The organism is Parafrankia irregularis, assembly GCF_001536285.1.
In the GTDB taxonomy this organism is placed as follows: domain Bacteria; phylum Actinomycetota; class Actinomycetes; order Frankiales; family Frankiaceae; genus Parafrankia; species Parafrankia irregularis.
Genome location: NZ_FAOZ01000007.1, coordinates 257,575 through 281,286 on the forward strand (window position 1 = coordinate 257,575; position 23,712 = coordinate 281,286).

Here is a 23,712-nt window from a genome sequence, read left to right on the forward strand (position 1 = left end):
GCGGAACCGTGTGGCCCCGATCACGGTGTGGGCTCCTGGTGCGTTTGCCGCCGGCGAAAAGGCGCCCGGTCAGATGGGTCGCTCGGCCCAGCCGCGCCTGCACTAACCGCGGTGGCCGTCCACGGTTCACGCGGACGAGGTTTCCGCCGACCGTGACGCCGGTCACGGAAATAGTCGGCAGGTGATCGTCGTCACGCATTCCTGTCGCGTCCGGGACTCATTTTTGCGCAATGTGGCCCACGACATAGACGTGGCTAACACCGGACCTCGGTCGACCCCCGTGAGTGCGTCGGACGTCACGTTCGCGATCAGGATTCTTTCGGGATTGTGAGTCATTATGGATATGGCGGTGGAAATGGCGCCGCCGCTGGACAAGTCGCAAGGAGGCAGCCATGAACCTCTTCTTCTCCGACCACTCCGGCCTGTACCGGAAGCTCGCCGCCCGGCGTGCCGTTCGCCGCGTCCGTCACCAGTTCGAGGAGATCCTCGAGTCGGCGGACACCTCGCCGGGCCTGCGGCAGGACATCCAGGCCCTCTACGCCCGTCAGGACTGGGGCACCCCGGCGAAGTCGCCGCGGTAAGCGCCTCGGCAGTGGCAGCTGGAGCAGTAAACGGACTCGGACCTGGACCCTCGGCTTCGCAGCGGCAGCCGGCCGTCTCGGTCTCGGCCGCGGTGATGCGGCCGCGGTGGTGCGGCCGCATTGACGGAGTCCTGACGGCGCGGTCGTGGCGGAATCGGTGCCGCCGCGGCCGCGCCGCGACTGTGAGCCGTGGTTGACCACGAGCTCCCCGAGAACCAGCTCGTGAACTGGTGCAGCGCCCCAGTGGGTCTTCGTCGCCGGCCGTTTCTGTTGGTCACTGCTTCTGGCAGCCGGTGAGGTGGACGAGGGCGACGGTGTCGTACGCCTCGGTGGGTGTTGCGTCTCTCACCCGCCCCGCGGGGCCCCGGACACCCCTCCCACCAAACCCGGGGGCCGATGCAGCCCCATTGGCGAAAGCCTGAGAAGCGGCGGGCCTGGGCCACCGACATCGGCCTGGCAGTCCGTGGTCGCCCATCAGCGGCGACCTCAGCCGTCGCCACCCGGCTCCGCGGCGACCAGAATTCTCGTCTGATCGCCCTTCGCCTCTTCGGATACCGGAGTGGGCGGGCAGGGACGCGGGCGGAACGCTAGAACCGCATACCGAAGGCCGCGCGCAGCGCGGTGATCTTGTCGTCGCGCTCCCGGCCCGCCCTCGGGGTGCCGTGGGTGGTGCCGGTGGTGCCGGTGTTGACGGTGGCGCTGTGAACCGGGACCGATCCCCGGTGCCGGCGCCGAGCAGCCTGGCCGGAGGTGCAACGTCCGGCAGCCGCCGCGAGAGAGCCTCCGGCCGTGGCCGCCGTGGCCGCCGTGGCGGTGGCCGAGGTCGGCATCGAGGCCGGGCCTGAGGTCGTGGTGGCGGCGGCCGGATGGTGGCGCAGGCGGACGGGCACCCCGGCCGCGCGGAGCGCCGCGGCGTAGGCGACGCCGTCGTCCCGGCGCCGATCCCCCTCCAGGACGGACACGTAGGCCGGGGGCAGCCCCCGCAGGTCGGTGGCCCGGGCTGGAGCCGCGTAGGCCGGCACGTCGGCGGTCCCGGCGAGGTCCGCACCCAGATAGGCGTCCCAACGGGCACTCGGGGCCTGGCCTGTGACATCGACGGGGGCCGGTGCGGCGCCGGCACGTCGGTCGTCCAGCTCGGGCCGGCAGAGGCACTGGAAGCACAGGGCCGGGCCGTTGCGGTCCCGGGTGAGCAGCGTCAGCGCCGCGGCCAGGCCGGCGCCGGAGTTCACCCCGTGCACGGCGATCCGCCTGGGATCGACACCGAGGCGTTCGGCGCGGTCGACGGTCCACAGCAGGGCCGCGTAACAGTCCTCGATCGCGGCCGGGTACGGGTTCTCGGGGGCGAGGCGGTAGTCGACCGAGACCACGACGGCGCCGAGCGCCCGGCTCAGCTCGATGTTGGCCCGGTGGTCCGTGCCCAGCGCACCCGCGACGAATCCGCCGCCACGAAGATGCAGGACCGCCGGGGTCGGCCGGGTGCCGATCAGCGGTGTGTAGATGCGCACCGCCACGTCCGGTGCGTCCGGCGGGCCGGGAACGCTCGTGTCGGTGATGTTCACGCCGGTCAGGTCGATCTCGCGGGTCGCGGAGAGGATCAGCTCCATGGCCCGGGCTCGACTCGCGGTGATGTCGTCGAGGACGGCGAACGGCGTGATCTCGACCAGCGCCGCGCGCTCGGAATCGAACCGGTAGGGCATCGCGTCCTCCAGCACCAGTGTCGGGCATCCGCAGCCTGAATCCGCCCCCTTGCGCCCAGACCATGCCCATCGTGACCCCGGAAGCGGGCGACGAGGCCCCGAAACCCGGCTATCTGCCGGATCGGCATTCCGGGTGTCCTCGGGAGAGGATTCTGCGCGGTGTCACCGCCTGTGCCGCGCGTAACGGCGCGCGGCCAGGGCTGCCGGGAGTCCGGGCCGGCGACGGGGACGTCTCACTGGTTGGTCAGCCTGTCGGCGATCTGGTCGACGAAGCCCTGCTCGATGTCCGGCGGCGGCACGTTCTGGACGTTGATGACCTCGAGCTGGACGGCCACCTCGCCGACGTAGAAGTAGAGCGTGTCGCGGACGTAGCCGTAGGTGCCGTACTGGTCCGTGACACCCAGTGAGGTCCGGATGAGCGCGGTGGCCCCGGGCGGCGGGGGCGGGGTCTCGACCGCGACGAGCTCGTAGGTGTATCCGTTCGCGTCCGGGCCGGTGAACTGCTCTTCCAGCGCCGCGCGGTAGCAGTCACCGAACAGGGGGCTGGTGACAATTTCGGCGTTCTGGCGGATCTGGCTCGCGGGCAGGATCTTCGCGCGGCTGACCGCCTGGAAATCTGATTCCTCGGTGCTGGTGAACAGATCCCCCGTGGTCTCGTCCGACGGTTCCGGCGGGTCATATTCCGGGAAACCGGCGCAGGTGGCGACAGTGGTTTCTATCGCGCTGTCGCCGTCGCTGTCCGGATCGTCCGCGCCACCCGAGCTCTCGAAGCCCGCGGTTTCCGGGCCCGCTGCGAGCACGTAGTCCGCCGCGCTCAGCTGGCTCGTCGGTGTGGCGGTGACCTGCGTTGACGGGGTTTCCGGTCCGGCCGGGGCAGGCTTCGTCGCGGGGCCCGCGGTCGGAGACGTCGTCGGCGTGCTGAGCGTGAGGGAGCCTTCCTGGCATCCCGTGAGCACAGCTGCCAACGCTGACGCGGCGATTGCGCCGAGCACGGGTCGGCGCCCGCCCCAACCCTGCCGAATGCTGCCCATCTCCGACCTCCATGAGGTTCGCGCAGCTGTCACGCGAACTGCGTGAATACCTTGTTGACAAGGAACACCATGCCGGAGAAAAGCGGGTGGGAGTGCATGTGTCGGATGTCTTTCGTGGGACATGAGATGGGCCCGGAACACCCGCCGGGATAATTCCTCGGGGTGGCTTCCGGGCCCTTCTCGTGGTGCCGCCCTTGACAGGAGGACAGCAGACAGCTCGCCGGTTCGGTGTGTTACGGGGAGTGAGCGACCGGGACGGATCCGGGGCGTGCGGCCGCGGCCACGGGAGATCCGCCGAGGAGGTCCAGCCAGGCGTGGACGGTGTCGGCGGTGGATCTGGCGTGCTCGTTGAGCATCGACTGGTGGCTGCCCGCGGCGTGCACGAGGTCGAAGTCGAGATCCCAGGCGTCGGCTCCGGCCGCCGACACCGCACCCGGCGACACCGCACCCGGCGGCGCCGGCCTTGGTTCGGTTCCAGCGGGGGCGGCGCCGGGCGGTGTGGGTGTGGTCGGCGCCGCGTTGCGGCGGGGGAGGCCCTCGGTGGCGCGGACCAGGACGATCGGCGTGCGCACCGGGGTCGGTCGCCAGCCCTCGAACAGGTCCAGGTAGGCGCCCTGCGCGGTCACCTGCGCCTCGGTCATGAGCGCGAACGCCTGATCGTTGACGGCGATGCCGCGCAGTTCCTCAGCGACGTCCGCGTCGGGGATGGCGTCGCCGGGCAGCCAGGTGTCGAGCAGGACGACGGCCGCCAGCGCCATCCCCCGTGCCTCCAGCCGGGCCGCGACCGCGTGGGCGAGCCATCCACCGGACGAATAGCCGGCGAGCGCGACCGGGGCATCCGCGAAATGCCGGGCCATCGTGTCGGCGTGCAGGTCGACGACGAGCTCGGCGGTCGCCGGCAGCAGCTCGCCGTCACCGAAACCGGGGTGGGCGAGGGCATGGACGTCCCGTCGGCCGTGCAGGTGCAGGGCGAGGCGGGCGAAGGTGTGTGGTCCTGACGGGGCCACCATCGACGGGAGGCAGACCAGCGCGGGGCCGGCCGGACCGGAGGCGAGCGTGACCGGGGATGGCCGGTGGGGGAGTGCGTCCGGGCTGGTGAAGGTGGGTCGCAGCCGCGCGGCGGCACGCAGCACACCGATGCCCGCCGCGAACTTGCCGTCGGCACACGCCTGGCGGTAGAGCTCCCGCACACCTCCGGGCGCGGAGCCGGCCGCGGTGGTGATGCCGCCGCGGTCGCCCGGCGCGCCCCACCCGCTTTCCGGTCCAGGCCTGCGGCCCGTTTCCGGCCCCGGGCCGATGCCCGCCGCGCGATCCGGGTCGCCGGCAGTGCCTCCGTTCGTGGGCGGGTCCGTGCTGGCAGCCCGGGCGGCGAGCAGTGCCGCGAGGTGGGCCGCCAGATCGGCGACGGTGGGGTGTTCGAAGACGACGGTCGTACTCAGCCGAAGGCCGGTCAGCTCGGCGAGTCGGCGGCCCAGCCGCACGGAGGCGACGGAGTCGAAGCCGATCTCCAGGAAGCGTCGCGCGGTGTCCACGTCCGCCGGGTCGGCATGCCCGAGAATCTCGGCCACCGCGGCCCGGACGAGGTCGTGCAGGACGCGCCGGCGCTGCGCGGCCGGCAGCGCGCCGAGGCTGACGGAGGTGGGCCGGGCCGGGGCGGGGTGATCCGCCGCCCGTGCGGTGCCTCCGGCCGCTCCGCCCTGCCGGGTCGGCCAGGCCTGCAGGGCCTGCCCCGGCGCCCCGCCCGCGGTGGCCGTCGAGCCGGCGGCGGTAGCGGGTCCGGCGGCGCCGGGCTGGGCGGTGCCGGGCCGGGAGGGACCTGTGCTCGCGGTGATCTCGTCGAACAGCCGGGACGGCCGCGCGGCGGTGAAGACCGGCAGAAACAGCTCCCAGTCGACGTCGGCGAACGTGACAACGCCTCCGGTCGGGTCCGTTGTCTGGCCCACCAGCGCGGCGACCGCGTCGTCGGCGGGCAGCGGACGCAGACCGCGACGCTGCAGGTACGCCTGTCGGGACGGCTCGGCGGCCATGCCCGACCCGGCCCACGGGCCGTAGGCGACGCAGGCGGTGGGCAGGCCGGCGGCCACTCGGAACGCGGCCAGCGCGTCGAGATAGGCGTTCGCCGCGCTGTAGGCGCTCTGCCCGGAGCTGCCCCACGTCGCCGCGATCGAGGACAGCAGCAGGAGAGGGACGTCGCCGGCGATCCGGTGCGTCAGCTCGGCGGCGGTGACCTTCGGCGCGAGGACGCCCGCGATCTGGTCGAGATCGAGCTCGTGCAGCGCCGCGGTGGGCCCGAAGACGCCCGCGGCGTGGACGACCGCCCGAAGCGGCGCCTCCTGGTCGGCGACGAGGCCGGTCAGGAGCGTGGCCAGCTGGTCGTGGTCGGCGGTGTCGCAACGACGCACCACGACGTCGGTTCCGTGCCCGGCCAGCTCGGCGCGCAGGGCGGCCGCGCCCGGCGCGTCCGGGCCCCGGCGGCTCGCGAGCACCAGTCGCCGGGCTCCGGCGCGGGCGAGATCACGGGCGATCCGCGCGCCGAGCGCCCCCGTCCCTCCGGTGACCAGCACGGTTCCGCCCCGCAGGTCCCAGGCGGACGGACCCGCCGTTCCCCCTGTGATCGCGGTGCCGGCGGTGTCGGCGGTGCCGGCGGTGTCGGCAGCGGTCGCGGTGGTCGTCGGGACGGCGTCGTGGACGAGACGGGGCACGAACAGCGCGGACGTCCGTACGGCGAACTGGTCCTCACCCTGGCCCAGGGCCAGCGCGGCGCCGAGCCAGGCGAGCGCGGAGTCGTCCAGCGCGGAGGGCAGGTCGATGAGCCCGCCCCACACGTCGGGGCGTTCGAGCGCCAGGGTCCGTCCCAACCCCCACAGGGGCGCCCCGGCGGGGTCTCGGACGGGGTCGTCGATGCCGGTGGTGACCGCCCCCCGGGTCAGGGCCCACAGCGGTGCGCGCAGCCCGAGGTCGTGGTGCGCCTGCGCGAGCGCGCAGGTGAGCGCGAAGCCGGTGGTCAGCGCCGGGTGGTCGGGATGCGCCGTGGTGTCCATCGGGAGCAGGGCGAGCACGCCCCCGCGGCCGCCGGCGGTCGTCGGCGAGCTGGGTGCCGCCGGTGAACCCGGTCCCGCCGGTGAACCCGGTGCTGGCGGCGAACTCGTGGCTTCCGGCGGCCTCAGGGCGTCGAGCTGGGCACCAAGGCAGGCGTCGAGACGGCCGCGCAGCCGCGGGCGGTCGGCGTCGGTGTGCTCCAGCTTCAGTTCGGTGGTGGTGGCGCCGAGGCGTTCCAGGATCCAGCGGATGCGGGAGACCTCCTCGTCGCCGACGCCGGCGGGGGGCCGCAGCACGACCCAGGGGCCTGACAGCGGTGAGCCGGAGCCGCCGGTGCCGGTGAGCGCCGCCGCGTCGGCGAGTGCCGCGGCTCCGGTGAGCGCGGCGTTGGCGGCGTCGGGCAGCGCGCGCCAGGCAGTGCGGTAGCGGGCGGGGCCCGGGGTCTGCGCCGACCCGTCCGTGTCGTGGACGCCGTCCGGGGCCGCGCCGGCCGGAGCTGCCGCGGCGGGGACGGGCGGCTCCATCCAGTACCGCCGGCGCTGGAACGGATAACTCGGCAGATGCAGCCGTACCGGCCTGGTGGCCGCTCCCGGCGAACGTGCGTCCCACGCCTGGGCCCGCTCCTCGGGGACGAGCTGCGGATCGAGGCCGAGCTGGGGCTGCGATCGGAGACCGGGCTGGTTGGCAGGCTCCCAGGCGATCGCGACGCCGTGGGTGTGCAGCTCGGCGAGGGCATGGTGCAGCGCGGCCGGCTCGGACCGCCCACTCGCCGCGACACTGACCAGCCGCGGCATCGGCCCCCGTCCACCGTCGCGGGCGGCGGTGCCGTCGAAGCCCGCGCCGGCTCCGACGGCACCGGTCACGCCGTCACCGGCGACTCCGCCAGCGGGGACGCCGTCGCCGAGCTTGCCGTCGTCGAGCACGGTGTCGTCGAGCACGGTGTCCTGGATGTGGAGGGCGAGCGTGGCCCGTGGGCCGATCTCGATCCAGGCCGCGGGGCCCTCCCGTCGGGCGCGGGCGACGGCGTCGCGGAACCGGACGCGCTCGCGGAGGTGGCGCACCCAGTATTCGGGCTCCGTGACCTGGACGGGCGCCTCCGGATCACCGGCCCGATGTCCGGTCAGCGCCGAGAGGAGCGGGACCGTCGGGGCGCGGTAGGTGACGCCGCGGACGACGTCGGCGAAGCGTTCCAGAACCGGGTCCAGATGGGCGGAGTGGAAGGCGTGCCGGACGGCGAGCCGGCGCGTCGGGCGGCCGCGCGCGGCCCAGTGCGCGGTCACGGCGGCGACGGCGTCGTCGTCACCGGCGACGACCACCGAGGCGGCGCTGTTGACCGCGGCGATCTCGACGCCGTCGAGACCGGCCAGGGACGCGCCCACCTCGTCCTCGCCGGCACTCACCGCGGCCATCGCGCCGCGGCGGGCGCCGCCCATCAGCCGGCCGCGGGCGGCGACGACCGCGGTCGCGTCGGTGAGTGTCCAGACGCCGGCGACGTGCGCGGCGGTCAGCTCGCCGATGGAGTGGCCGAGCACGAGCCGGGGGACGAGCCCGAACGTCTCGAGCAGGCGGAACATCGCGACCTGGTACGCGAACAGGGCGCACTGGGTGTACAGCGTCTCGTCGAGCAGCGCGGCGCGGCGGGTGCCCGGCGCGGCGAACATGACGTCGCGCAGTGGCTCGTCGAGGTGCGGCGCGAAGTGCTCGCAGATCGTGTCGAGGGCGCGTGCGAACACCGGGTAGGTGGCGTGCAGACGTCCTCCCATCCCGGGCAGCTGGCTGCCCTGCCCGGTGAACGCGACGGCGGGCCGGCCACCGGTGGGGTCGGCCGGGGCGCTGCCCCGGACCAGCGCCGGCGTGGTGCCGCCGGCCGCGAGGGTGGTGAGTGCCCCGGCCAGCTCCGTGGTACGGGCCGAGGGCGGACCGTCGAGCACGACCGCCGCGCGGGTGGGCAGGGCCGCGCGGCCGCCGTTGAGGGTGAGCGCGACGTCGTCGCAGCGCAGTTCGGGGTGCCGGCGCAGGTGCTCGGCGAGTCGTGCCGCGTGCGCCCGCAGCGCGGTCTCGCCGCGGGCCGAGACGACCACCGTCACCGGTGCGGGGACGGATCCCTCCGGTGCCGGCACGCTCCGGCCGCCGAGGCGCGCGACGTCCCGGCCGCCGGTGTTCTGGGCGGGGATGCTCTGCGTCGGGGTGTTCTGGGCCGCGGTGTTCTGGGCCGCGGCGTTCTGGGACGGGGTGCTCTGGTTCGGGATACGCGGTGCTGTGGGGGGCTCGGCGAGGATGACGTGCGCGTTCGTCCCCGAGATGCCGAACGCGGAGACCGCGGCCCGCCGCGGGCGGGCACCCACCGGCCAGGCGACCGGCGCGGTCAGCAGCTCGAGGGCGCCGCCGCTCCAGTCGACGTGCGGGGTGGGGGCGGTGATGTGCAGGCTCGCCGGCAGCAGCTCGTGACGCATCGCCTCGACGAGCTTGATGAGGCCGGCGACGCCGGCGGCGGCCTGGGTGTGGCCGATGTTGGACTTCAGCGAGCCCAGGTACAGAGGCCGTCCGGGCGGTCGGGAACCGCCGTACGCGGCGAGCAGGGCGCGGGCCTCGATGGGGTCCCCGAGCGGGGTGCCCGTGCCGTGCGCCTCGATGGCGTCGACGTCGCCGGGCGCCACGCCGGCGTCCGCGAGGGCCTGGGCGATGAGGCGCTGCTGGGACAGGCCGTTGGGTGCGGTCAGCCCGTTGCTGGCCCCGTCGGAGTTCACGGCGCTGCCGGCGATGACGGCGAGGACGGGTAGCCGACGCGCGCGGGCCTGCGACAGCCGGGTCAGGACGACCACGGCGGCGCCCTCGGCCCAGCCGGTGCCGTCGGCGTCGGCGGAGAACGCCCGGCACCGTCCGTCCGGGGCCAGGCCCCGCTTGCGGCTGAACTCGACCAGCATCGCCGGCGTGCTCATGAGGGTGACCCCGCCCGCGACAGCGAGATCACATTCCCCGCTGCGCAGCGAGGCCGCGGCCAGGTGGACGGCCACCAGGGAGGCGGAGCACTGGGTGTCCATGGTCAGCGCGGGGCCCTCGAACCCGAACGTGTAGGAGACCCGCCCGGCGATCACCCCGAGCGCGTTGCCGGTCAGCAGATGGCCCTGCAGGTCGGCGGGTGCCCGGTGCCAGGCCGACCCGTAGTCCTGCAGGGACACCCCGGTGAACACCCCGGTACGGCTGCCGCGCAGCGACATCGGGTCGATCCCGGCGTGCTCGAAGGCCTCCCAGGACACCTCCAGCATGAGGCGCTGCTGCGGGTCCATCGCGACGGCCTCCCGCGGGCCGATGCCGAAGAACGCGGCGTCGAACAGATCGATGCCGGGCAGGAAGCCGCCGCCGCGGGTGTACGTGGTGCCGGGGTGGTCCGGGTCCGGGTGGTGCAGGTGGGCGAGGTCCCAGCCGCGATCCGCGGGCAGCGGCCCGGTGACGTCCCGACCGGCGGCGACCAGCTCCCACAGCGCCTCCGCGGAGTCCGCGCCCGGCAGGCGGCACCCGGTCCCGACGACGACCACGGGGTCCGCCACCGGCCCGGCTGTCGAGCCGCCTGGTGAACGGACCATCGGGCCGGTCGCCCGGCCGTCTGCCCGGCTGTCCGCCTGGCCGTCTGCCTGGTCGGTCGTCCGGTCGGTCACCCGGGTGGTCACCGGGACGGCCGTCGGGTTGGTCTGCGAGGACGGGCCGCGGGCGGCGTCCTCGCGCCAGCCGAGGACCGCGCCGCGCAGATGCGACGCGACCGCCCGTGGGGTCGGCCGTTCGAACAGCAGTGTCGCCGGCAGCGCCACGCCGGTCGCCGCGGCCAGCCGCTCGCGCAGGGCGTCCGCGGCCCCGCGGTAGATGCCCAGCGCTCGCCAGGGCGCACCGCGGTCGACCGTGGTCGGCTCGCGGCCGCTCACCGCGACCAGGTGGTCGACGACCAGCGCCAGCAGGGCGTCCACCTGGTCAGCCGGGTCCAGGCGGACGATCCTGGCCCGCCAGGCGGCCCGGACCTGCTCGGCCGGCGGGCCGGACGGGTGCGGCTGCGGGTTGCTGTTGTCCATCAGGACCTCCCGAGGGGGCTGACGCCTTCAGGTGTCCGGCGCTTTTCGGTTCTTTGTGGTTCCTTTCGGCTCCGGGTTTGTTTCGTGGTCCTTCGCGTTTCTCCCGGGGCCTGCCGGAAACCGAGAGGTTCCGCTGTTCCCGTGACCGGATGCCACCGGGAGAACCGTCCGGCATCGGACGTCCAGCGGTGGGTTCCGGCGTGCCGAGGTTCTGGCGGGACACGGTCCGGGATTTCAGCGGTCAGGTTGGATCCCGTCTCCGGGTGGCCTGCGGCCACGCCGCCGGTTTACGTCGGTGGGCAGCCACTCGCGAATTCTGCCGGAGCCCCGCGTCGGCTCAAAACGGCGATGGCGCTGACGGGCTACGCCGAACGGGTTTGCCGGTGGTCCGTCGGTCCCGGCCGGTCAGGGCTTTCGTCGGGCGGCCGGGTGGGAGACGGCACAGCTGCGGGTGGCGCTCTAATACGTTCGGGCCATTGGTCGGCACCGACGGATTGTCGACATCACCGCCGATCCGTAGTGTCGCTTTCCGCTGTTACCGGGTTCATCGCGCACCGACGGCGGGCCGGATCCCTGCCGGCCGGGGCCGTGGGCTGCCCGAACAGCCCGGCCGCCCGGGCTGATGCGGTCCCCGGGCTGACGAATGCCCGAGCTGTCACGTCACCGGCCCGGCGGTGCGGCGGTGCGGTGGTGCGGCGGAGTACCGCTGTCTCCCGACCGAGGAGCGAGGACGCGCATGCGAAAGATCATTCCGCGGGACGCGGGCCGTGACGACGGGCGGTCCGCGGCGGCACGGGGGCTGAGCATGGTGTTGGGGCGCCGGTCAGCCGGGCGGTTCGCCCAGCGGCGGTCGAGCATCGAGGTGGGCACCGACTGGCGCCGGTGCGGTGCCGGGGACGGCGGCTGCGGGGTGCTGCTGCCGCTGAGCCAGCCGACCTGCCCCCGCTGCGGTCGGACGAACCGCGAGGACCTGGCCCCGCTGGACCTGCGGCGCGCACTGCTCGCCCCGGACGCCGGCGAGGACACGGTGACGATCCTGCGTCCCGCGGCCGTGACCGCGGCCGCCCCGGCTTCTCCGTCCGCCGCGGTTTCGGCCACTTCGTCGGCCCCGTTGTCCCCGTCGTCCTCTGCCGCACCGGGTGACTCCTGCGGGTGAACGCCTGCCCGCCGGCCCGCGATTATTCATCGGAAAGTGCCCTCAGCTAACCCCGGCCCTGAGGTCGAGCGTGGTCGGAGCATCGAAATGTTCGCGCGCTGTGAAACGATAAGGGCATGTACTCCGCCGAGATCAATCGCAAGCAGCCGGCATGTCTGCTGCTCGTCATCGATCACTCGACGTCGATGGCTGAGACCTGGGCCGGTGGAACAATGAGCAAGGCTGACCAGCTCGCGCTCGCCGTCAATCGGCTGCTCGGTAACGCGGTGTTGCTCTGCAGTAGGGGTGACGATCGGGTCTACGACTATTTCGAGGTAGGAATTCTGGGCTATGGGCGGGGGGTCGCGCCGGTCCTGTATGGTTCGAGCGTGAGTCGCCCGCTGCTGCCTATCAGCGAGGTCGCGCTGAATCCGAACCGGGTCGACCATGTCCTGCGGAAGGTGCCTGACGGCGCGGGCGGCCTGGTCGAGGTGCAGACCCCGATACCGGCCTGGGTCGATCCGGTGGCGGACGGGTGGACGCCGATGGTCGAGGCGCTGCGGGTCGCCGCCTGGGTCGTCGACGGCTGGTGCCGCACCCACACCGCCAGCTTCCCGCCGATCGTGGTCAACGTGACCGACGGGCAGAGCACCGACGGTGATCCGCGGGAGGCGGCCGCCCAGGTGCGGGCCGCGGGCACGGCCGACGGCAACGCGCTGCTGTTCAACGCGCACCTTTCCGCGACCACGCGCCGGGCCGTGACCTTCCCCCGGGACCGCGCGGACCTGCCCGGCGAGTTCGCGCAGGTGCTGTTCGACATGTCCAGCCACCTGCCGCCCGCGATGGTCGCGGCGGCGGACAGCCTCGGCTATCCCGCGACCGCCGGGTCGAAGGGCTTCCTGTACAATGCCGACGTCACCGCGCTGATCGAGTTCCTCGACATCGGTACCCGGGCGGTGACGCCGACGGGCCTGCGTGACCTCACCGTCGGGCCGCGGTCCAGCGGATGACACCGGTGTCCGTCACCGTCCCCACCGCGGCTGAGGCCGTTCCGGAGGGCTCCGCCGCGCGCGCCGGCTCCGCGGCCGCCGACCCCGCTGTCTGCGCCGGCTCTGCTGGTTCCGCTGGCTCATCGGTGTCTGCCGGCTCAGCGGTGTCTGCCGGCTCCGCCGGGGCGGCGCGGCTCACGGTGACGTCCCGCACGGTGGCGAAGCTCGGCCGTGCCGACGACGAGAACGAGGACTGCTGCGCGGCCTGCCCCGAACGGGGGAGGTTCGCGATCGCGGACGGTGCCTCGACCTCGGCGCGTCCCGAGGTCTGGAGCCGGCTGCTGGTGCACGCGTTCGTGTGCGAGTCCCTCGACCCGCTGGCACCCGAGGTGCTGGCCGGGCTGCGGGAGCGGTGGTGGGAGCAGGTGAGCCGGCCGGGCCTGCCCTGGTACGCGCGGGCGAAGCTGCAGTCGGGGGCGGACGCGTCCTTTCTGGGCCTGTGCGTCGACGTCGAACGCCTGCGGTGGGCGGCGACCTGCGTCGGTGACTCCTGTGTGTTCCACCTGAGCGGCGGACGGACCCGCACCGCCGGCCCGGTGCTGCGCGCCGAGGACTTCTCCCGCTTCGCGCAGCTCGTCGGCAGCCGCGGCGCGGCTGTTCCCGCCCCGACCGTGCTGGGCGGCACCTACCAGCCCGGGGATGTGTTCGTGCTCGCCACCGACGCGCTCGCGCGGCTGCTTCTGTGCGCCGACGCCGACCGCGGCCGGATGCCCTCGCCGGGCTGGCTCGCGCACAGCGCCGGCCGGTTCGCCCGGATGGTCGCGGCCTACCGCCACCATGGATGTCTCGCCAACGACGACACGACGATCTGTGTGGTCCAGACGTGACCGTGAGTTCCTTCGGGTGGTGCCCGCTCCGCGGGGGCGGTCACGGGTGTGCGCGGGCGTCGGTATGAAACTGCCCACCCTGATCGACTACCAACAGGCCGTCCAGGTGCCACGGCTGGCCTTCCTGGACGACCAGCTGCGCCAGAGCGTGCCGCGGCTCACCCCGCTGGGCATGCCGGCGGTCGCCACCGGCGGCTTCGCGCTCACCTTCGACGTCAGCCACGGCCGGCGCCGGTACGCGGTGCGCTGCTTCCACCGGCACAGCGACAACCTGGAGCTCCGCTACGCCTGCATCGCCGACTTCGTGCGTTCCGCGGCGCTGGCGTTCCTGGTGGACGTCGACTACCTGCCGGCCGGCATCCGGGTGGGCGAGCGTGCCTGGCCGATCGTGCGGATGGAGTGGATCGACGGGGTCCGCCTCGACGACTGGGTCCAGGAGAATCTGGACCGCCCGGCCCGGCTGGACCGGGCCCGGGTGAGCCTCAACTCCGCCGTCGCCGAGCTGCGCCGGCGCGGTGCCGCGCACGGCGACCTGCAGCACGGGAACATCCTGGTGCTGCCGGACTCGTCCATCCGGCTGGTCGACTACGACGGGATGTACCTGCCCGCGCTGGGCGCCCTGGGTGCCTCCGAGCGCGGCCACCGCAACTACCAGCATCCGGACCGTTCGAACCAGTACGACGTCACGCTGGACCGGTTCGCCCAGGAAGTGATCGTGGTGTCGCTGGCCGCGCTCGCCCGGGACCCGCAGCTGTGGCGTGAGTTCAACACCGGCGAGAACCTCATCCTCTCGGCGGCCGACTTCGCCGACCCGGGTGCGTCGGCCCTGTTCGCCCGCCTCGAACGGATGCCGGTCGTTGGCCCGGCCGCCCGGCGGCTGCGCGACGCCTGCCTGGTGGACTACGCCGACGCCGGCGCGATCCTCGACGGCCAGGCGCACGTCCGCTACGCCGCCGCGGCGCCTCCGGCTGCTCCGGCCGGTTCGGCGAGGCCCGCCGGTCCGGCTGGATCCGCTGGCCTGCCGGGATCGGCCGGTGCGGGCCCGGTGGGTTCCGTGGGGGTCGTCAGCACCGTCTCGGCGGCCCGGTACCTGCGAACCCGCCCGCTGTATCGCGCGCCCGTCATGGCGCCCTCCGTGCTGTCCGCGCTGGACCGTTCCGGCCTGCTGGTCCGGCGGGGCCAGGAGGCGATGGTCGTCGGCCGGGTCGCCCGGGTGCGCCAGTTCCGCCGGACGGGGGCGGTGACCGTCCTCGACTTCGCCGACGGTCACCGAGGCGGCGTCCCCGCGGCGGGCGGCTTCCACGTGGTGGGGTGGGATCGCGTCAGCCGGGAGCTCACCGCCACCCACGGGGACCTGGCAACCCTGGAAGGGGCCTGGGTTCGGGTGACCGGCCAGATCGCGGTGGACGAACGGGGCGCCGCGGCGTACGACTCCGGTGGCTGGGTGCCCCCGGAGCCCGACGCGGACGTTACCCGGCCCACCCGGGTAACCCGCCCGGGCCGCACCCCACCCGCGCCCCGGATCGAGCTGCGGCGCGGGAGCCTGCTGCGCCGGCTGACCGAGCGGGAGGCCGGCAGCCTGCTGCACCGGCCGAGCAGCGTGCCCGCCGCGCCCGCCACCCGGTCGGCCTACGGTTCCGGCCCGGTGCTGCCGCCGCCACCGCGGCCGGTGCTGCCACCGCCGGTGCCCGGCCCGGCGGCGAACCGCGCCGGTTCCAGCCCCGGTTCCAGGTCAAGGTCCGGCTCGGGGCCGTGGCCCGGCTGGAGCTGAGCTGGCCCGAACGGGTGGCCGGCCTGGCCCGTACGTGGGATGACCACGATGCGGCGGGCCAGCCGCGGGTGGACCGCGTGAACCGGCATGACTCGGCCTTGCCAGCGGTACCGGGTGGCGCCAGATGTCGTCCGCTGCGGTCTGGCGCCGTTCGGTGTGGTCAGCGCGGCAGGGGAGGCAGGGGGAGGGGGAGCGCGGGCAGGCCGTCGATGCTCGTGCCGTTGTGGGACCTGTGTTCGCAGTAGGCGGCGAACTCCTCCTCCGTCCTGCGGTCGAAGTACCTGGTGTGCAGGTCCCGCTCCTGCTGGTACTCCATGAACGGGACGGCGTACCCGCAGCTGTCACTGATGGTCCGGGCCCGCACGACGATGATCGCGCGCAGCCCGCCCGCGTTCGCCTGCTCGGCCGGGAAGCGGCTGAGCAGCTCACCCCAGCGCGGGTCGTCACGGAACACCGGCTCCCCCTCCCCGTGCACCCGCAGGATCTTCGGCGGCCCGTCGAAGGCACACCACATGAGCGTGATCCGGCCGTTCTCCCGCAGGTGCGCGATGGTCTCCGCGTGGCTTCCGCCGAAGTCCAGGTAGGCCACGGTCCGCTCGTCGAGCACCGTCAGCGAACCGTCCCGGCCCTTCGGCGAGAGGTTGATCCGGCCCTGCGCGGACAGTGGCGCGGACGCGACGAAGAAGATCCGTTGAGCCTGGATGAACGCCCGTAGCCGGTCGTCGAGGAGCTCGTAGGTCTGTCCCATGGCTGAAGTATCCGCACCGGCGGCAGGTATCGGCGTCCCGACAGGTGTGTGGGTAGCCAGGTGGTGACGGCGTATCTAGCTGTGGGGGTCTCGGCCCCGCGGTCACCGTGCGGCGCAGGCCGGTGCCGTCCAGCGCAGCTGTCCGATGACGAGACGATCCGGTGGTGGCGGTGTTTCCCTCCGACGGAGCAGCACAGGAAGATCACGATCGGAGGACCTGGTGGCGTTGAAGCCGCTGCGGGCGGGCGACCCGCTCGTGATGGGGCCGTACCGGCTGGCGGCCCGCCTCGGCAGCGGTGGGATGGGCGTCGTCTACCTCGGAGTCGACGGGCGCGGGCGGCAGGGTGCCGTCAAGGTGCTGCGCGACGAGTACCTGGAGGACGAGGGGTTCCGGCGGCGGTTCACCCGGGAGGCGGCCGCGATCGCGGCGATCGACAGCCCGCGGGTCGCCCGGCTGCTGGACGCCGGCCCCGACGGTGACCAGCCGTGGATCGCCACCGAGTACGTCCACGGGCCCACCCTGCTGGGCGCCGTCGCGGCGGACGGGCCGACCCGGCCGGAGACGCTGCGCACGTTGGCGACGGGCCTCGCCGAGGCGCTGCGCGCCATCCACGGCGCCGACGTGGTGCACCGTGACCTCAAGCCCAGCAACGTCATCATGGGCGCGGACGGGCCGAAGGTCATCGACTTCGGGATCGCGGTGGGCCTCGCCGGCGCGATGACGGCGTCGGGAGTGGTGCTGGGCAGCGTCGGCTACATGGCCCCCGAGCTGATCTCGGGGGACTCCCGGCCGGGCCCGGCGGCCGACGTCTTCGGCTGGGCACTCACCGTCGCGTTCGCCGCCACCGGCCGCGCGCCGTTCGGGGACGGCCCGCTGCAGACGCTGGTGCTGCGCACCGTGCACGGCGACGCCGACATCGACGGTGTTCCGGATGACCTCCGCCCGGCGGTCACCACGGCGCTGCGCACCCGGCCCGAGCTGCGCCCCACCGCCACGGATCTGGTGAGCTGGCTGGCGTCCGGGGACGTCCCCGCGGGCCTCGTGCCGGCACCGGAACCCGCACCGGCCCAGCCGGCTGGGCCGGAGGCCGAGACATCCGGCCTGGCCGAGGCGTCCCGCGTGGCCGATGAGTCCGAACGGGCCGAACGGGCCGGACAGGCTGAGGGGGCCGTGGCGGCGGAAGCGACCCGGGTGGCGGGGCGTGCGGGTGGTGCCGGGCGGCGGTCGGGGGGTGCCCATCGGGCCGGCGGACGTCCGCGTGGCGACAGCGCGCAGCAGCGGGCCAGGTCGTTGGCCGCCCTGGACATCCTCGTGGGCAGCAGCTCCGTCGCGTCGGCCGACCCGGCGGGCGAGGACCCCGTGCCCGACCGGCCGGCGGCACGGCGGCGCCGGCATCCGGTGACCGCACGCCGCCTGGTGCCCGCGGTCGGTGTGGTGGCGATCGCCGCCGCGGCGGCGAGCATGGGCGTGGTGCCGAGCCCGGGGGAGGTCCTGGGCATGGCGCACTCCGCCGACAGCGGCGGTCAGGCCGAGCTGTGGCGGGGCGTCGCCGACGCCGCGGCGCCGGAACCCGCGGCTCCCGCCGCTCCTGCCCTGCCACCGGCCCCGGCGCCTGCACCGCCGGCCCCGCTGCCGGTTCCGCCGGCCCAGGCGGCGCCCGCGGCACCGGTCGCGGACGTCCGTGGTGCCACCACCGGGCGCCCGGCGCGATACCTGGCCGGCAACCACGAATCCGGGATCGGCGACCTCGTCGACATCGACCTTCCCCGCGTCGACGTGGATGTGCCGACGATCGACATCGTGATGCCGCGGATCGAGGTCGGCCTGCCCGGTCTGGCCGTCACCGTGCCCCAGGTCGAGGTGGACGAGATCGACGTGAGTGAGGTCCTCGCTGCCTGGCAGCGGGCGGTCCCTGTGGACGTCCCCACCATCCCCGTTCTGATCCAACGTGGATCCGCACAGTCTGACGTCTGGGTGTGGTCCTGACGTTCTGAAGCCGCTCCCGCTGTTCTCGCCCGGGTTTCCGCCCGTAGCAGGATCCAGAGTTCGGGTCGCCGCTGCTGTCGCTGCCTGTGAACAAGAAGTGCGGACATTGGCTGCTGCAGCAACCGAAATCCTCACTCCTGCCTACTGCCTGGTGACTCCGCGCCCCTTTGATGCCACTTGTGGGGAGGAGGGTCAGCGGAGCGCGCGGAAGGCGCCGTCCAGGTCGGCCAGGATGTCGTCGATGCCTTCGAGGCCCACGGAGAGGCGGATCTGGTCGGCGGACACGCCGCTGGCCCTCCGCTGCTGCGGTGTCAGCTGCGCGTGGGTGGTCGACGCGGGATGGATGGCCAGCGAGCGGACGTCCCCGACGTTCGCCAGGTGGCTGTGCAGGGTGAGCGCCTCGATGAAGGCCGGGCCGCGGCGCAGCCCGTCGGCCAGCTCGAAGGCGAGGACCGCGCCGGTGCCGCGGGGCAGGTAGCGGTCCGCCGCGGCGCGCCAGGGGCTGTCGGGCAGGCCCGGGTAGGCGACCGCGGTGACGTCGTCGCGGTCCCGCAGCCACTGGGCGACCCGCAGGGCGTTCGTGCTGTGCCGCTCCATCCGTAGCGACAGGGTTTCCAGGCCCTGCAGGAGCAGGAACGCGTTCATCGGCGACAGTGCCGGCCCGAGGTCGCGCAGCAGCCGGGCGCGGGCCCGCAGGATGTAGGCCGTCTCGGGGAACGCGTCGAGGAACACCAGCCCGTCGTAGGCGGGATCGGGCTGGGTGAAGCGCGGGTAGCGGCCGTTGCCCCAGTCGAAGCGGCCGCCGTCGACGATGATCCCGCCGATGGACGTCCCGTGCCCGCCGATGAACTTCGTCGCCGAGTGGACGACGATGTCCGCGCCGTGCTCGAAGGGGCGGGCCAGGTAGGGGGAGGCGAGGGTGTTGTCGACGACGAGCGGGATCCCGGCGTCGTGGGCGACGCCCGCGACGGCGGCGATGTCGAGGACGTTCCCGCGCGGGTTGCCGATGGTCTCGCCGTAGAACGCGGCGGTGCGCGGCCGGATGGCGGCCCGCCAGGCGTCGGGGTCGTCGGGGTCGTCGACGAAGGTGGTCTCGATGCCGAGGTCGGCCAGGGTGTGGCGGAACAGTGCGTACGTCCCGCCGTACAGCGACGCGGACGACACGATGTGATCGCCGGCCGAGGCGACGTTGAGCAGGGCGAGGGTCTGCGCCGCCTGCCCGCTGGCGGTGGCGAGTGCCGCGACGCCGCCCTCCAGGTCGGCGACGCGCTGTTCGAGTGCGTCGTGGGTCGGGTTGACCACCCGGGTGTAGGTGAAGCCCGTCTCGGTGAGCGCGAACAGGCCGGCGGCCTGGGCGGCGTCGGCGAACACGAACGAGGCGCTCTGGTAGATCGGCACCGCGCGGGCGCCGGTCGTCGGGTCCGCGGTGGTGCCGGCATGAACCTGGCGGGTCTCGAACGACCAGGCGGCGCTGCGGACTCCGGTGCCGGGCTCGCGCAGGTCCGCCGTCTGGGTCACCGGGTCGACGGTGTCGGTCACCGGGCGGCCCCGTCTGGTCGCGTGAGGTCGGCGTAGTGGCGTCGGGCGACCTCGGGATGGCTGCGCAGCCAGCTCTTCAACGTGTTCTCCCCGTGCTGGGCGAAGATCGGGTTGTCCGGGTCGGGAGGTCCGGCGTCGGGGATCTGCGCGAGGAGCGCGGGGGGCAGCGGCACGGGCTCGATCGTGGCGGACAGGCCCGGTCCGAAGAAGAACGCCACGGATCCTCGTTCGTGGCCTTGTGGTGGGCTCATCACACGGTGCACAGTTGCCGGATAGTAGCGCAGCGTGGCAAGTTCGAACATCTCGCCGATGTTCACCACGAACGCCCCCCGCACCGGCGGGGCGTCGATCCACCCGCCCGAGCCGTCGGCGACCTGCAGCCCCGGCAGCCACGCCCGGTCCGCCGCGTTCGCCGGATCCACCGGGGTTTCGGGCGCGTCGGGCGCGTCCTGTCGCCGGACGGCGTCCTGCAGGACGAGGCTCAGGAAGCCACCGTCCTTGTGCGCCCCGACGCCCTGCGAACGGGCGCCGCCGGTGTCCCGCCGGTGCCGGTCGGTGCGCTCGCCGTCTCCGTCTCCGTCTCCGTCTCCGACTCCGGCCACGTGGCCGGTCTCGGCGGCCGGCCCGTCGGGTGCGGGCAGGTAGCGCAGCAGCTTGAGGTGGGAGCGGGGGTCGTCGGCGAACGTGGCGTCCAGGTGGTCGGGGGCGAGCCCCAGCGACTCGGCCAGCGCGCGGACGAGGACCTGCGCGACCCCGGCCAGCGCCGCCATGTACTCCTCGACGACGGACCGCAGCTCGGCCGGGTGCGCCGGCCACTGGTTGGGGCCGTCCAGGCGCAGGTAGGGCGGGTCGGCGGGGCCGCACACCCGGCGCGGGCGCTCGTCGCCGATGTCGATCTGCTCGCGCAGGTCGGGGTTGCCCCGGGTGATCTCCTGGCCGAGGCGGGTGTAGCCGCGGAAATGCGGCGAGTGAACGTTCTCGATCCGCAGCTTGGTGGCGGTCGGCAACCGGAAGAAGTCGCGGCTCACGGCCAGGACCCGATCGGTGAGCGAGGTCGGCACGCCGTGGCCGGTGAGCTGGAAGAAGCCCGGGACGCGGCAGGCCGCGCGCAGCGCGAGGACGAACCCGGCCCGGTCGGCGGGGTGCTCGGGTGCGGTGTAGCGGCGCAGGTCGAGCAGGGGAAGCTCGCGCGGCGACGGACCGGATGGACGGCCAGGGGCCTGGCGCATGTGGGCCTCCCTGCAATTTTAGGTATTTCCGATCGATAAAGTAAACTTACTCAGGTGGTGACGTGGAGTATGCAGGGTGCAGCGCGTCACCGCCCGGTACCGGATGCTCCCAGCGGCGACGCCGGGCGTGTATCCGAGCGATTCCGGTCCGTGCGCGGCATCCTTCTCGGGGTCGGCCACCTCGCGGTCTGCCGGGCGGTGTCACGTCGGCCAGGCGGCGAACGACCGATCAGCCAGGACCAACGGACGTGCTCCCGGGGGCCGTCGGGGCCGTGGGATGGGGCGGGGAGCGCGGGTGGTCCGATGACCCGGCAGGCCCGCCGCCGGCCGCGCCGGCCCGGCCCGGATGCTGTCCCGGTCCGGGAGCCGGTCCGGTGCCTCGTCCGAGAAACGCCGATCGTCCCGCACCACTCACCGCCGGAGGGGAATTCGCCATGACCGAGCCGACCTGGTCGTTCGAGACGAAGCAGATCCACGCGGGCGCGCAGCCCGATCCGACGACCGGGGCGCGCGCCGTCCCGATCTACCAGACGACGAGCTTCGTCTTCCGTGACACCGACCATGCCGCCGCCCTGTTCGCGTTGGGGGAGCCCGGCAACATCTACACCCGCATCATGAACCCGACCCAGGACGTTTTCGAGCAGCGCGTCAACGCCCTCGAGGGCGGCGTCGGGGCGCTCGCGACGTCGTCGGGGCAGGCGGCGGAGACGCTGGCCGTCCTCAACCTGGCCGAGTCCGGTGACCACATCGTCAGCTCCGCGAACCTCTACGGTGGGACGTACAACCTGTTCCACTACACACTGCCCAAGCTCGGGATCTCGGTTTCGTTCGTGTCGAACCCCGACGACCTGGACGAGTGGCGGGCCGCCGCCACACCGCGGACCCGGGCCTTCTACGGCGAGACGATCGGCAACCCGCGCTCGGACGTCCTCGACACCGCCGGCGTCGCCGCGGTCGCCCACGAGGTCGGCGTGCCGCTGATCGTCGACAACACGCTGGCCACCCCGTACCTGTACCGGCCGTTCGAGCACGGAGCCGACATCGTCGTCCACTCGGCGACGAAGTTCATCGGCGGGCACGGGACGTCCATCGGCGGGATCATCGTCGACGGCGGCCGGTTCGACTACGGCGCCAGCGGGCGCTTCGCCAACTTCACCACGCCCGACCCCAGCTACCACGGCCTGGTCTACTGGGACGCGCTCGGCCACGGCAGCTACATCGCCAAGGCCCGGGTGCAGCTGCTGCGCGACCTCGGCCCGGCCGTCGCGCCGCTGAACTCGTTCCTGTTCCTGCAGGGCCTGGAGACGCTGTCGCTGCGGATGGACCGGCACAGCGCCAACGCGCTGCGGGTCGCGCGGTGGCTGCAGGACCGTGACGAGGTCAGCTGGGTCGCCTACCCCAAGCTGCCGACGTCGCCGTGGTATCAGCGGGCGAACGAGGTGCTCCCGCTCGGCGCCGGGGCGGTGCTGGCGTTCGGGATCGTCGGCGGGGCCCAGGCCGGGCGGAAGTTCGTCGAGGGCCTCGAGCTGTTCAGCCACCTCGCCAACATCGGCGACGTCCGCTCACTGGTGATCCATCCGGCGACGACCACCCACTCGCAGCTCACCGAGGCCGAGCAGGCGGCCACCGGGGTGACCCCGGACCTGATCCGGCTGTCGGTGGGCATCGAGGGCATCGACGACATCCTCGCCGATCTCGACGCCGGTTTCCGGGCCGCGAAGTCCGGATGACAGCCCAGCCCCAACAGCCCCCGTCGCTCGACGCCCGACCCGACCATGCCCATCCCGGCCATGCCCGTCCCGACGAGGCCGCATCCGCCGCCGCGCGCCCGGAGCAGGCTGATTCGGACGCCGGTCCGGACCCGGGCCCGGACCGGGACGGCGCCCGCCCGGCTCGCGCCGGCTGGCAGCCCGGTGATCCGGTGGGACGCCGCCGGTTCGCCCGGCTGGCACGGCCGCTGGACCTGGAGCGCGGCGGCGTGCTGCCCGAGGTGACCGTCGCCTACGAGACGTGGGGCCGCCTCGCCCCGGACCGGTCGAACGCCGTGCTGGTGCTGCACGCGCTCACCGGGGACAGCCATGTCGCCGGCCCGGCCGGCCCGGGGCATCCCACCGCGGGCTGGTGGGGAGCGCTGGTCGGACCGGGCGCCGCTCTCGACACCGATCGCTGGTTCGTCGTCTGCCCGAACGTGCTGGGCGGCTGCCAGGGCACGACCGGGCCGGCGTCCGCCGCCCCCGACGGCCGGCCGTGGGGCAGCCGCTGGCCGGAGATCACGGTCGGTGACCAGGTCCGCGCCGAGGAGGGGCTGGCGGACGCGCTCGGGATAACCCGCTGGGCCGCGGTCGTCGGCGGCTCGATGGGCGGCATGCGGGCGCTGGAGTGGGCGGTGGGCCGGCCCGAGCGCGTCGCCCACGCGGTCGTGCTCTCCTGCGGCGCGGCGGCGACGGCCGAGCAGATCGCGCTGTACGCCACCCAGCTGGCGGTGATCCGCGCCGACCCGCACTGGCACGGCGGCGACTACCACCACCTCCCGGCCGGCCTCGGCCCGCGGACCGGACTGGCACTGGCCCGGCAGATGGGCCAGGTCAGCTACCGCAGTGAGGCCGAGTTCGCGCACCGCTTCGGTCACCGGGTCCAGCCGGACGGCCGCTACGCCGCCGCCAGCTACGTCGAGCACCACGGGCACAAGCTGGTCCGCCGCTTCGACGCCGGAACCTACGTGACGCTGACCCTGGCGATGATGAGCCAGGACGTCGGCCGCGGCCGGGGCGGGATCGCCGCGGCGCTGCGCGGCGTCACCGTCCCGGTGACCGTGGCGGGTATCGACAGCGACCGCCTCTACCCGCCGCGGCTGCAGGCCGAGCTCGCCCGGCACCTCGGCACACAGGCGGTCATGGTCACGTCCGAGTTCGGCCACGACGGTTTCCTGCTGGAGTCGGCCGCGGTCGGCCGGATCGTGGCCACGGCGCTCGGATCGACCGGCTGAGATCGAGTGAGATCGAGTGCTTTCGGCTGAGG

General features: G+C 73.8%; 14 protein-coding genes. 8 read left to right on the forward strand and 6 right to left on the reverse strand.

Features of this window, described 5'->3' with window-relative positions:
- The first annotated feature begins 392 nt into the window (after nt 1-392).
- The gene (locus AWX74_RS14055; protein ID WP_091276354.1) at nt 393-581 is read left to right on the forward strand and encodes a hypothetical protein; all 189 of its coding nucleotides are present in this window, start codon (nt 393-395) and stop codon (nt 579-581) included.
- A gap of 587 nt (nt 582-1,168) precedes the next feature.
- Here the strand turns inward: AWX74_RS14055 and AWX74_RS14060 are convergent.
- The 3 genes from AWX74_RS14060 to AWX74_RS14070 form a co-directional block, all read right to left on the reverse strand.
- Nucleotides 1,169-2,293: an alpha/beta hydrolase fold domain-containing protein gene (locus tag AWX74_RS14060; protein ID WP_242666222.1), complete on the reverse strand. Its 1,125-nt coding sequence runs from the start codon at nt 2,291-2,293 to the stop codon at nt 1,169-1,171.
- Between the two features lie 218 nt (nt 2,294-2,511).
- A complete protein-coding gene (locus AWX74_RS14065) occupies nt 2,512-3,309 on the reverse strand; it encodes a hypothetical protein (RefSeq protein WP_091276356.1) in 798 nt (265 codons plus the stop codon).
- Between the two features lie 233 nt (nt 3,310-3,542).
- Nucleotides 3,543-10,409 carry a type I polyketide synthase gene (locus tag AWX74_RS14070; RefSeq protein WP_091276359.1) on the reverse strand — a complete coding sequence of 2,289 codons (6,867 nt, stop codon included), beginning with the start codon at nt 10,407-10,409 and terminating at the stop codon, nt 3,543-3,545.
- Nucleotides 10,410-11,145: 736 nt separating this feature from the next.
- On the opposite strand from AWX74_RS14070, the gene AWX74_RS14075 reads away from it, so the two are divergent.
- From AWX74_RS14075 to AWX74_RS14090, 4 genes are all read left to right on the forward strand, one after another.
- On the forward strand, nt 11,146-11,565 hold the full coding sequence (locus AWX74_RS14075) for a hypothetical protein (RefSeq protein ID WP_091276362.1): 420 nt from the start codon (nt 11,146-11,148) through the stop codon (nt 11,563-11,565).
- Nucleotides 11,566-11,681: 116 nt separating this feature from the next.
- Nucleotides 11,682-12,554: a vWA domain-containing protein gene (locus AWX74_RS14080; protein WP_054570177.1), complete on the forward strand. Its 873-nt coding sequence runs from the start codon at nt 11,682-11,684 to the stop codon at nt 12,552-12,554.
- Complete coding sequence (locus AWX74_RS14085; protein ID WP_091276365.1) at nt 12,551-13,420, forward strand: hypothetical protein; 870 nt, start codon at nt 12,551-12,553, stop codon at nt 13,418-13,420. Before AWX74_RS14080 ends, AWX74_RS14085 begins: the two co-directional genes overlap by 4 nt.
- 64 nt (nt 13,421-13,484) lie before the next feature.
- The gene (locus AWX74_RS14090) at nt 13,485-15,191 is read left to right on the forward strand and encodes a DNA-binding protein (protein ID WP_091276368.1); all 1,707 of its coding nucleotides are present in this window, start codon (nt 13,485-13,487) and stop codon (nt 15,189-15,191) included.
- A gap of 160 nt (nt 15,192-15,351) precedes the next feature.
- On the opposite strand, the gene AWX74_RS14095 is transcribed toward AWX74_RS14090, so the two are convergent.
- Nucleotides 15,352-15,939, reverse strand: coding sequence for a pyridoxamine 5'-phosphate oxidase family protein (locus AWX74_RS14095; RefSeq protein ID WP_091276372.1), 588 nt, complete (start codon nt 15,937-15,939; stop codon nt 15,352-15,354).
- Between the two features lie 220 nt (nt 15,940-16,159).
- Here AWX74_RS14095 and AWX74_RS40730 point away from each other — a divergent pair, with 220 nt between their 5' ends.
- On the forward strand, nt 16,160-17,926 hold the full coding sequence (locus tag AWX74_RS40730) for a serine/threonine-protein kinase (RefSeq protein ID WP_242666223.1): 1,767 nt from the start codon (nt 16,160-16,162) through the stop codon (nt 17,924-17,926).
- A gap of 192 nt (nt 17,927-18,118) precedes the next feature.
- Here the strand turns inward: AWX74_RS40730 and AWX74_RS14105 are convergent, their stop codons facing one another.
- Both AWX74_RS14105 and AWX74_RS14110 read right to left on the reverse strand, forming a co-directional pair.
- The gene (locus AWX74_RS14105) at nt 18,119-19,426 is read right to left on the reverse strand and encodes a bifunctional o-acetylhomoserine/o-acetylserine sulfhydrylase (RefSeq protein WP_091276866.1); all 1,308 of its coding nucleotides are present in this window, start codon (nt 19,424-19,426) and stop codon (nt 18,119-18,121) included.
- Between the two features lie 35 nt (nt 19,427-19,461).
- Nucleotides 19,462-20,694 (reverse strand): isopenicillin N synthase family dioxygenase, encoded by a 1,233-nt coding sequence (locus tag AWX74_RS14110; protein WP_091276375.1) that lies wholly within the window; start codon nt 20,692-20,694, stop codon nt 19,462-19,464.
- Nucleotides 20,695-21,128: 434 nt separating this feature from the next.
- Here AWX74_RS14110 and AWX74_RS14115 point away from each other — a divergent pair, with 434 nt between their 5' ends.
- On the forward strand, nt 21,129-22,424 hold the full coding sequence (locus AWX74_RS14115) for a bifunctional o-acetylhomoserine/o-acetylserine sulfhydrylase (RefSeq protein WP_091276379.1): 1,296 nt from the start codon (nt 21,129-21,131) through the stop codon (nt 22,422-22,424).
- Entirely contained in the window at nt 22,421-23,680 is a 1,260-nt protein-coding gene (metX, locus tag AWX74_RS14120) for a homoserine O-acetyltransferase MetX (RefSeq protein ID WP_091276383.1), read from the forward strand. Before AWX74_RS14115 ends, metX begins: the two co-directional genes overlap by 4 nt.
- Nucleotides 23,681-23,712: the final 32 nt, after the last annotated feature.